8 protein-coding genes are annotated in these 8,411 nt (G+C 42.8%); 7 read left to right on the forward strand and 1 reads right to left on the reverse strand.

Annotated features, from left to right (window positions below; translation table 11 throughout):
* The 6 genes from VNZ46_RS25675 to VNZ46_RS25700 form a co-directional block, all read left to right on the forward strand.
* Positions 1–267: amidohydrolase family protein (locus VNZ46_RS25675; RefSeq protein ID WP_325563936.1), on the forward strand; the 267-nt coding region annotated here is incomplete at its 5' end.
* Between the two features lie 9 nt (positions 268–276).
* Complete coding sequence (locus VNZ46_RS25680) at positions 277–1,065, forward strand: SDR family oxidoreductase (protein ID WP_325563938.1); 789 nt, start codon at positions 277–279, stop codon at positions 1,063–1,065.
* 1 nt (position 1,066) lies between these two features.
* A complete protein-coding gene (locus tag VNZ46_RS25685; RefSeq protein ID WP_325563940.1) occupies positions 1,067–1,807 on the forward strand; it encodes a (Fe-S)-binding protein in 741 nt (246 codons plus the stop codon).
* Positions 1,804–3,171 (forward strand): lactate utilization protein B, encoded by a 1,368-nt coding sequence (locus tag VNZ46_RS25690; RefSeq protein WP_325563942.1) that lies wholly within the window; start codon positions 1,804–1,806, stop codon positions 3,169–3,171. Before VNZ46_RS25685 ends, VNZ46_RS25690 begins: the two co-directional genes overlap by 4 nt.
* The gene (locus tag VNZ46_RS25695; protein ID WP_325563944.1) at positions 3,171–3,764 is read left to right on the forward strand and encodes a LutC/YkgG family protein; all 594 of its coding nucleotides are present in this window, start codon (positions 3,171–3,173) and stop codon (positions 3,762–3,764) included. The genes VNZ46_RS25690 and VNZ46_RS25695 overlap by 1 nt, the downstream gene beginning before the upstream one ends.
* On the forward strand, positions 3,761–6,313 hold the full coding sequence (locus tag VNZ46_RS25700; RefSeq protein ID WP_325563946.1) for a glycoside hydrolase family 95 protein: 2,553 nt from the start codon (positions 3,761–3,763) through the stop codon (positions 6,311–6,313). The genes VNZ46_RS25695 and VNZ46_RS25700 overlap by 4 nt, the downstream gene beginning before the upstream one ends.
* On the opposite strand, the gene VNZ46_RS25705 is transcribed toward VNZ46_RS25700, so the two are convergent.
* Positions 6,310–7,212 (reverse strand): AraC family transcriptional regulator, encoded by a 903-nt coding sequence (locus tag VNZ46_RS25705; RefSeq protein WP_325563948.1) that lies wholly within the window; start codon positions 7,210–7,212, stop codon positions 6,310–6,312. The two genes, VNZ46_RS25700 and VNZ46_RS25705, sit on opposite strands and share 4 nt — an antisense overlap.
* 154 nt (positions 7,213–7,366) lie before the next feature.
* Between VNZ46_RS25705 and VNZ46_RS25710 the strand changes: the two genes are divergently transcribed.
* The gene (locus VNZ46_RS25710) at positions 7,367–8,236 is read left to right on the forward strand and encodes an AraC family transcriptional regulator (protein ID WP_325563950.1); all 870 of its coding nucleotides are present in this window, start codon (positions 7,367–7,369) and stop codon (positions 8,234–8,236) included.
* Positions 8,237–8,411 lie beyond the last annotated feature (175 nt).

Genomic DNA, 8,411 nt, shown 5'->3' on the forward strand with positions numbered 1-8,411 from the left:
GAAAATTTGTATTGCAAAGCATCAGGTATGGTTACAGAAGCTGATCTGACCAACTGGAACGCAGCAGATTTTAAACCTTATCTGGACGTCTTGTTTGAAGCATTTGGAACCGGGAGGGTAATGTTTGGCTCCGACTGGCCCGTATGCAGGCTGGCAGCAACATACGGCCAGGTAACCGGGTTGATGGAGGATTATACTTCGTCATTTTCAAAACAGGAACAAGATCAGTTCTGGAGGGATAATGCAGTGCGTTTCTATAAATTATAAGCAGATAAAATGGATTTACAATTAAAGAATAAAATAATTGTTGTGACCGGTGGTGCGAAGGGCATTGGAGAAGGGATTGTAAAATTGCTGGCACAGGAAGGAGCAATACCGGTAATTATTGGCCGGAAAGAGGCTGATAATTTAAAAGTGGTTAGAGAAATAGAGCTGGCTGGAGGAAAGGCTGCCCAGATAGAAGCAGAATTAAAAGAGCCGGAGGCATGTGAACGTGCTGTAAATGAGGTGATCCGTCAGTTTGGTCGTATAGATGGCCTGGTGAATAATGCCGGTGTAAATGATAGTATTGGCCTTGAAAATGGCAGTTATGCTGATTTTGTAGATAGCTTGCACAAAAATGTGGTCCATTATTTTTTAATGGCCAAGTATGCCCTGCCATCATTAAAGGCATCGGGCGGATCTATTGTGAATATTGGCTCTAAGACAGCGGAGACCGGACAAGGCGGGACTTCAGGCTATGCAGCCTCTAATGGGGCGAGAAATGCGCTGACCCGTGAATGGGCGGTAGAATTATTACCTTATGGCATCCGTGTGAATGCAGTCATCGTATCTGAGTGTTTTACGCCATTGTACCAAACCTGGATCAATACTTTAGAAAACCCTACAGAAAAATTGAAATCTATTGTAGATAAGATTCCATTGGGGAAAAGGATGACCACGGCAGAAGAGATTGCAAATATGACCTTGTTTTTGCTATCAGAAAGATCCAGTCATACCACCGGGCAATTGCTGCATGTAGACGGGGGTTATGTACATCTGGACCGTGCTTTAAATAACGGATAATATGAAGGTTGCTTTATTTATTCCTTGTTATGTGGATCAGTTTTACCCCAAAGCTGCCATTGCTACACTGGAGCTTTTGGAGAAATTTGGGCTGGACGTTAGTTATCCTAAAAATCAAACTTGCTGCGGGCAACCGATGGCCAATTCTGGCTTTGAGCACCTGACCAAGGGCTGTAATAACTTGTTTGTAGAGAATTTTTCGGGCTATGATTATATTGTTTGCCCCTCGGGTAGTTGTGTAATGCACATCAAAGACCATTTGCATACAGAAGAAAATGAAGAAGCTGCGCAGGATATCCGGAATAAGGTTTATGAACTGACAGAATTCCTGGTAGATGTTTTAAAAATTGAAAAACTGGAGGCTTCGTTTCCTTATAGAGTCGGGCTTCACCAAAGTTGTCACGGACAGCGTGGATTGAAGCTTTCCCAGATGACGGAACTCATGGCTGAGCCTTTTTCTAAGCCTGGACATTTGTTGTCTATGGTGAAAGGGCTGGAATTGGTGGAACTGGACAGAAAGGATGAATGCTGCGGATTTGGTGGTACCTTTTGCGTAACCGAGGAAGCTGTTTCTGTTAAAATGGGAAAAGACCGGGTACTGGATCATGAAAGAAATGGAGCGGAGTACATTACAGCCGGAGACCTTTCCTGTTTGATGCATATGGAGGGTATTTTAAAGCGCAGGGGAAGTAAGGTCAAAATTATTCATATCGCAGAAATCTTAAACCATCATTTATCATGAAAGTACAAGATCATGCCCAGGCTGCGGCGCAATTTATTAAAGATGAGGAGCGGACCGACTGGCACGATGAAACTTTGTGGTTTGTCAGGCAAAAAAGAGATCTGGCTGCTCATGGAATACCGGAATGGGAACAGTTGAGGGAATGGGCATCCCAGATTAAAGATCATACGCTTTCTAACTTAAGCCATTACCTGGAAAGTTTTGAGCAAAAAGCTATTGCAAACGGCATACGTGTACACTGGGCCGCAGATGGAGAAGAACATAACAGGATTGTACATCAGATAATTGCAGATCATGACCTGAAAAGGATTGTGAAAAGTAAAAGTATGCTGACCGAAGAGTGTCACCTGAACGAATACCTGATTCAGAAAGGGATTCATGTAGTGGATACAGATTTGGGTGAACGCATTGTTCAACTTAGAAAGGAAGCGCCAAGCCATATTGTATTACCTGCTATACATTTGAAGAAGCAGGATGTGAGTGATACATTTCACGATTTTCTGGATACGGAAAAAGGAAATAATGATCCTCAGTACTTAACAGAGGCGGCAAGGCAGCACCTTCGGGATTATTTTATCGCTTCAGAACTGGCCATTACCGGGGTTAATTTTGCGATTGCAGAAACGGGAGGGTTTGTGGTCTGTACCAATGAAGGGAATGCAGATATGGGTGCACATACGGCCGATGTCCATATTGCTTGTATGGGCATTGAAAAAATAATTCCTAAAGCAGAGCACCTTGGTGTTTTTCTGCGCCTGTTGGCCAGGAGTGCCACCGGACAGCCGGTTACAACGTATTCAAGCCATTTTCATCGTCCGAGAGAAGGACAGGAAATGCACCTGGTGATTGTAGATAACGGAAGGACAAGACAGCTTGGCCGCGCCGATTTCAGGAATTCCCTGAAATGTATCCGCTGTGCCGCTTGTTTTAATACTTGTCCTGTTTATCGCAGAAGCGGTGGGCATAGTTATCATACCGCAGTTGCCGGACCTATTGGCTCTATATTAAATCCTAATCTGGACATGAAAGCCAATGCGGATTTACCTTTCGCATCTACGCTTTGTGGTTCCTGCAGCAATGTTTGTCCGGTGAAGATTGATATTCATGAACAACTGTACAAATGGAGACAGGTGATTGTACAGGCGGGATATGCTCCGGTTTCCAAAAAACTGGGTATGGAGGGTATGGCTGCGGTATTGTCGAGCCCGGCTTTGTACCATTTTTCAGGAAAAATGGGTAGAACGACACTGAAATATGCACCTTTTTTGGTGAATAATGGATTTAACCCCTGGTATAAACAAAGGGATATGCCTGCACCTCCGGCTGAAAGCTTTGGGGAATGGTATCAAAAAAACAGAAGCTAATGAATTCCAGAGATCGTATTTTACAGGCAGCGGCCGAGAACCAGCCTGCCCAGAGGGATTTGCCGGTAATTGGTTTTGAACGGTTGATCCGTTACGATGAACCTGCGGTGGTATTTGAACAGGTGCTGACAAAGATTGGCGGCCAGCTGGTCCGGGTAAAGAACCTGGAAGAAGTAAAGAAGCGTTTTGCGGAAGAGGATCAGGAAAAGTTCTGTGTCGATGCCATTGACTGCACAGAAGAGGATCGGTTGAAAATAAAAGCCTGGAAAGCTACTGACCTTGCTTTATTACATACCTTATATATAAGAGGTTCTTTTGGTGTCGCCGAAAACAGTGCCGTCTGGGTAGATGAGCCCGCTATGGTGAATCGTTTGTTGCCTTTTATTTGTGAACACTTGTTTATTGTATTGGAAGAGAAAGAAATTGTACCAACGATGCATCATGCTTATCAAAAAACAGATGTGAGCCGTACGGGCTTTGGATCCTTTATCGCCGGACCTTCGAAAACGGCGGACATTGAACAGAGCCTGGTGATTGGTGCCCATGGACCAAGGAGCTTAACCATTTACCTGATCGAAAACGACGCGTTATGACGAAGAAAATGATTTTAGCTGCGGTTCTCTTCTGGACCTCCTATGCTGTAGGGCAACAAGCAGATCCTGGTCTAAGGATGTGGTATACCAAACCTGCCGGTGTATGGGAGGAAGCTTTACCTCTTGGAAACGGTCGTTTGGGTGCTATGGTTTTTGGAAGGGTGAATAAAGAGCGTTTGCAGTTAAACGACAATACACTCTGGTCTGGCAGTCCAAATGATGGAAACAATCCCAATGGACCCACTGTACTTCCGGAGGTTAGAAAGGCAGTTTTTGAAGGGAAATATGAGGAAGCGGCTAAGCTTTGGAAAAAAATGCAGGGACCTTATTCTGCGAAGTATTTACCATTGGGCGATTTGACCCTGGACTTTAAATTCAAGGACTCTACGGCTACGGCTTATACACGGGATTTGGATTTGAATACGGCGATTGCCAAGGTAAGTTATAAGATTGCGGGGATAACTTATACCAGAGAGACTTTTATCAGTTATCCTGACCGGATACTGGTCGTCAGGATCAGTGCGGACCGTAGAGGAGCAATCCAGTTTAATGCGGGGCTTTCCAGCAAATTGAAATATCAGGTCAATGCTCCGGACGACCAGGATCTGGTTTTAAAAGGGAAAGCACCGAAATTTGTGGCCAATCGTGATTATGAGCCTAAACAGGTAGAATATGACGACTGGAAAGGGGAAGGTATGACTTTTGAGATTCATCTGCGGGTCAAACCCGAAGGCGGTTCGGTTAAAAAGTCTGGAAATGTATTGACTGTATCTGGTGCAGATGCGGTTACCTTATACCTGAGTTCAGGAACCAGCTTTAATGGTATCGACAAGTCGCCAGGACTGGAAGGAAAAGATCCGGGCATTGAAGCCAGAAAACATATCCTTTTGGCATCAGGAAAGGCTTACGAGGCTATGAAAAAAGCACATCTTGCCGATTATCAGCGTTTGTTTAAAAGAGTAAGCTTTAATCTTCCTGTAAATGCAGAGGCATTGAAGCTGCCGGTCAATGAAAGGATGATTCGTTTAAATAAGGGTGGAGCTGATCCACACTTGCAAATGCTTTATTATCAGTTTGGACGTTATCTGATGATCTCCAGCTCAAGAAAAGATTCTCGTGCAACGAATCTTCAGGGCATCTGGAATGATCTGGTACAGCCACCCTGGAGCAGCAATTATACCACCAATATCAATACAGAAATGAACTATTGGCTGGCAGAGAATACCAATTTGTCTGAATGTCATGAGCCGCTCTTCAATTTTATGGAGCAACTGGCTATAAACGGTGCCAAAACGGCTAAAGTGAATTATAATATACAAGAGGGATGGCTTGCCCATCACAACTCTGATATCTGGGCCAAGACTTCTCCTGCGGGAGGGTACGATTGGGATCCTAAGGGGATGCCCAGATGGTCGGCCTGGCCAATGGCTGGAGCCTGGTTCTGCCAGCATGTTTGGCAACACTATGAATTTACAGGAGACCAGAAATTCTTAAAAGAAAAGGCCTACCCATTAATGAAAGGTGCAGCGCAGTTTATGTTGAGCTGGCTGGTTAAAGACAATCAGACACCTTATTATGTGACTAATCCCTCTACTTCACCAGAAAATACGGTTAAGATTGAAGGAAAAGAATACCAGCTGTCCAAAGCAAGTACGATGGATATGGCAATCATCAGAGAACTTTTTTCCAATACGGTTAAAACTGCAGAAATCTTAAATACGGATCGGGAATTTAAATCTAAACTGGAAAAGATGATTCCACTGCTGTATCCTTATCATATTGGACGTTATGGACAATTACAGGAATGGTTTAACGATTGGGATGATCCCAATGATAAACACCGTCATATTTCTCATTTGTTTGGTTTGTATCCTGGAGACCAGATTTCTCCGCTCAAAACGCCTGAACTTGCGGCGGCAGCCAAACAGTCTTTATTGCAAAGGGGAGACGAAAGCACCGGCTGGTCGATGGCCTGGAAAATCAACTGGTGGGCTCGGTTGCTTGATGGTAACCATGCCTATAAGATGATTCTCTCCGGCCTGAATTATATTGATCCGGGCAAGGCAAAGGAGCAAATGAGTGGAGGAGGTGCCTATCCGAATTTATTTGATGCACATCCGCCTTTTCAGATTGATGGTAATTTTGGGGCTACTGCAGGTATTACAGAAATGTTGCTGCAAAGCCATAGCGGTGAACTGAATTTATTGCCGGCTTTGCCTGATGCCTGGCCGGAAGGAGAAATTAATGGGATTAAAGGCCGTGGTAATTTTGAAGTGAACATTAAATGGGCCGGCGGTAAACTGCGGCAGGCAAAGATTACTTCGCTGGCAGGTGGGGATTGTGTATTGAGAACGGCTGTTCCTGTAAAGGTACTGGAAGTTAAGGTCGTTCAAAAGGATGGGCTAAATCCACTGATGTCATTTACAGATGCCGGAAAATATGAAAATGCAGCCGGTGTAAAATTACAGGAGATCAATGCTCCGGGCAAATACAGGATTAGTTTTAAAACAGAAAAAAACAAAGTGTATACGATAGTTCCGGCAGGTTAGACCATTTTTAATTGTTTTTTGTAATCTGAAGGAGTTACTTTAAGGATCTTTTTAAAGATTTTGGAGAAATGATGACGGTCTGAAAAGCCGCATTCATACGAGATTTCGTCGAGGGACTTGTTGGTGTGGTGCATGAGGTTACAGGAAGCTTGTATCCGGAGTTTTAAGATGTATTGCTGCGTGGCTGTACCTGTACTGGTTTTGAAAAGCCTGGCAAAGGAATTCGTAGCCATGTTTGCGGCATCGGCCAGCTGATCATTGGTGATCTTTCTTTTGAAATTGGCCTCCATGAATTTGATGGATTTCAGGATCCTGTGGTCTATATTTCCCGAATCCCAGATCTCTGCAGGCAGCTGAAGTAAACAGTCTGCCACCAGTTGTTTGGTTCGCAGGCCTTCCTGGAAACTGGTGATGGTTTCTGAGATGCAGGCTTTTTTGATTTGTTCAAGAGCGCTTCTATTTCTTTCATCAAATTGGATTTCATGTATGCCGCTGCGCACAAAGTCCAGAGGATAGCCAAGGGAGAAATGAATGAACAGGTGGTCTACTTTTCCTTTTGCAGCCAGCTGTTCAAGATGATCTTGCTGTGTAAACTTTCTGCCTTTTATGGATTCATCTTCTTTGTTGAAGGGATGTTTAAGCTGAGAGGAAAAGGAGGTGTTTGGCGGAATGACCAGGATGGTTTGCTGGTTCATTGGAATGGTTTTGCCTTTGTGGCAAATGGAAGAGCCATCAACAGAATTGTGGTAGATTCTCCAGAAGGGTGATCTGAGGTCATTACATTCCCATTCTTCCAGGATCCAGTACCTGCAGCAGAATAATTTTATACTGACGTCTTTAAAGTTTTGATGTACATCTGAAGGATCAATTTTGATTTCTTCACTTATCTTTCTGTTCATACCATGTTTGTTTTGTACACACCTTTGAGGAGAATGTACAACTTAATTCTGAAATAAGTTCCCCAACTTTAGAAAACAAATATAAACCAAAATAAATTTTAACTCCCTTTGCTGAATTGTATTCTACAATTTTCAAGGTTTAAATTTAGAATGTATGAAACCTCAACTGCTAAAAATTTCAAAAAGTCCTACACAATCCTTCAGCGTACGTCATGATTTGAAACCGAGTATGAACAATAAGTTTCATTATCATCCTGAAGTGGAGCTGATCCATTTTGTGAAAGGTAAAGGAACTCAGTTTGTTGGTGATAGCATCACTGAGTTTCAATCTGGAGACCTGGTGCTGATTGGTGCTAATCTTGCCCATTACTGGAGATTTGATGAAGGGTATAAGGAAGAAGGATCTGAAAATTATGCAGATGTAAAGGTTGCTCATTTTTCGGAAAGCTTTTTGGGAGAGTATTTTCTTAACCTGCCGGAAAATAAACCTTTGAAAGACGTTCTTGAAAAGGCGAAAAGAGGTATTAAAGTAGAAGGCAGAAATAAAAAGAAGGTGGAGGAGATTCTTGCATATATGTTGCATGCAGAGGGAACGGAGCGGATTATTTGCCTGATCCAGGCACTGGTAGAGATTTCTAAATGTGATCAGCTGGAATTGTTGTCTTCAATTGGTTATGTTCAGCATAAAGAAGAGATCAGCAACGACAGGATCAAGGATATTTATGAATATACTTTTGCGAATTTCCGGAACAAGATCAATTTGGAGGAGATTGCAGAGATTGCACGGATTAGTCCAAATTCTTTTTGCCGTTATTTTAAGTCCTTTACTCAAAAGACTTATTCCCAGTTTTTAACAGAAATTAAAGTTGGTCAGGCATGTAAGCTTCTGATTGATAATAAATTGAATATTAAGCAGGTTTGTTATGAGAGTGGTTTTAACAACTTTGCAAGTTTCCATAAATGTTTTAAAAGTATTACCGGCAGAAGCCCATTGATATATCAGAAGGAGTTTATGTCGGCCTAATTTAGCCGTACCGGTACCGTTCAATCTTTCGTAACAACTATCTTTTTTGCCAAAATAGCTGAACTTTAAGCCAAACTGGGAAAATGGATAGTTGTTTTTTATTGCTTACTTGCCTCTATAACCAAATATAGATCATGAAGAAGTATTGTATATCGATATGTCTGCTGCTGGGGCT

Source organism: Pedobacter sp., from assembly GCF_035566355.1.
Lineage (GTDB): Bacteria > Bacteroidota > Bacteroidia > Sphingobacteriales > Sphingobacteriaceae > Pedobacter.

What these genes read in the sequence shown, in the direction of transcription:
- VNZ46_RS25700 (WP_325563946.1), top strand. Translation starts at nt 3,761, where the DNA reads ATGACGAAGAAAATGATTTTAGCTGCGGTTCTCTTCTGGACCTCCTAT.
- VNZ46_RS25680 (WP_325563938.1), top strand. Translation starts at nt 277, where the DNA reads ATGGATTTACAATTAAAGAATAAAATAATTGTTGTGACCGGTGGTGCG.
- VNZ46_RS25685 (WP_325563940.1), top strand. Translation starts at nt 1,067, where the DNA reads ATGAAGGTTGCTTTATTTATTCCTTGTTATGTGGATCAGTTTTACCCC.
- VNZ46_RS25695 (WP_325563944.1), top strand. Translation starts at nt 3,171, where the DNA reads ATGAATTCCAGAGATCGTATTTTACAGGCAGCGGCCGAGAACCAGCCT.
- VNZ46_RS25705 (WP_325563948.1), bottom strand. Translation starts at nt 7,212, where the DNA reads ATGAACAGAAAGATAAGTGAAGAAATCAAAATTGATCCTTCAGATGTA.
- VNZ46_RS25690 (WP_325563942.1), top strand. Translation starts at nt 1,804, where the DNA reads ATGAAAGTACAAGATCATGCCCAGGCTGCGGCGCAATTTATTAAAGAT.
- VNZ46_RS25710 (WP_325563950.1), top strand. Translation starts at nt 7,367, where the DNA reads ATGAAACCTCAACTGCTAAAAATTTCAAAAAGTCCTACACAATCCTTC.